This window comes from Caldicoprobacter faecalis, from assembly GCF_900115765.1.
In the GTDB taxonomy this organism is placed as follows: Bacteria; Bacillota; Clostridia; order Caldicoprobacterales; family Caldicoprobacteraceae; genus Caldicoprobacter; species Caldicoprobacter oshimai.
This window is the reverse complement of record NZ_FOXR01000085.1, coordinates 1-1,230: the sequence shown is the minus strand read 5'-3', so window position 1 is coordinate 1,230 and position 1,230 is coordinate 1. Positions and strand designations below refer to the sequence as shown.

Sequence of the window (1,230 nt, the reverse complement as noted above, 5' to 3'; positions counted from 1 at the left end):
AGGAGGAGGAAAGAAGAGATGGCAAAGGCGAAGTTTGAGAGGACGAAACCGCACGTAAACATAGGTACGATAGGGCACGTAGACCACGGAAAGACTACGCTGACGGCGGCGATAACGATGGTGCTGGCCAAGTACGGGAAGGCACATGCCATGAAGTATGAAGATATTGACAAGGCGCCCGAGGAGAAGGAGAGGGGAATAACCATCAACACGTCGCATGTGGAGTACGAGACCGAGAAGAGGCACTATGCACACGTGGACTGTCCTGGTCACGCTGACTATGTAAAGAACATGATAACCGGGGCAGCGCAGATGGATGGTGCGATACTGGTGGTATCGGCGGCAGATGGGCCGATGCCGCAGACTCGTGAGCACATACTGCTGGCCAGGCAGGTAGGGGTGCCATACATTGTAGTATTTTTGAACAAGGTGGACATGGTAGACGACGAGGAGCTGCTTGAGCTGGTAGAGATGGAAGTGAGGGAGCTGCTCAATGAGTACGAGTTTCCAGGGGATGAGGTACCGATTATAAGAGGGTCTGCGCTGAAGGCGCTTGAGGTAGCGCAGAGCGGCGGGGATGTAGAGAACGATCCCTGGTGCAAGGCGATATTTGAGCTGATGAATGCGGTAGATGAGTATGTACCGACGCCGCAGAGGGAAGTTGACAAGCCGTTCCTGATGCCGATAGAGGACGTATTTTCGATAACAGGTCGAGGTACGGTAGCGACGGGAAGGGTAGAGAGAGGGAGGCTGAAGGTATCGGATACGGTAGAGATAGTAGGGTTTGCAGAGAAGCCGAGGGCGACGGTAGTTACGGGAGTAGAGATGTTCAGGAAGACACTTGACGAGGCCGTAGCTGGGGACAACATAGGAGCGCTGCTGAGGGGTATACAGAAGGACGAGATAGAGAGGGGCCAGGTATTGGCACAGCCTGGGACCATCAAGCCGCACACTGAGTTTTATGCGCAGGTATACGTGTTGACGAAGGAAGAGGGAGGAAGGCACACGCCGTTTTTCAGCGGGTACAGGCCGCAGTTTTACTTCAGGACGACTGACGTGACTGGCGTGATAGAGCTGCCTGAGGGAGTAGAGATGGTGATGCCGGGTGACAACGTGAACATGAAGGTGAAGCTCATTACGCCCATAGCGATAGAGGAAGGGTTGAGGTTTGCTATAAGAGAAGGTGGCAGGACTGTAGGCGCCGGTGCTGTAACTAAAATCATCGAGTAA

General features: G+C 53.8%; 1 protein-coding gene. It reads left to right on the top strand.

Annotated features, from left to right (window positions below):
- Positions 1–18 precede the first annotated feature (18 nt).
- Positions 19–1,230, top strand: coding sequence for an elongation factor Tu (gene tuf / locus BM241_RS12135; RefSeq protein WP_025748457.1), 1,212 nt, complete (start codon positions 19–21; stop codon positions 1,228–1,230).

Coding starts and splice junctions, on each gene's coding strand:
- tuf (WP_025748457.1), top strand. CDS start 19: ATGGCAAAGGCGAAGTTTGAGAGGACGAAACCGCACGTAAACATAGGT.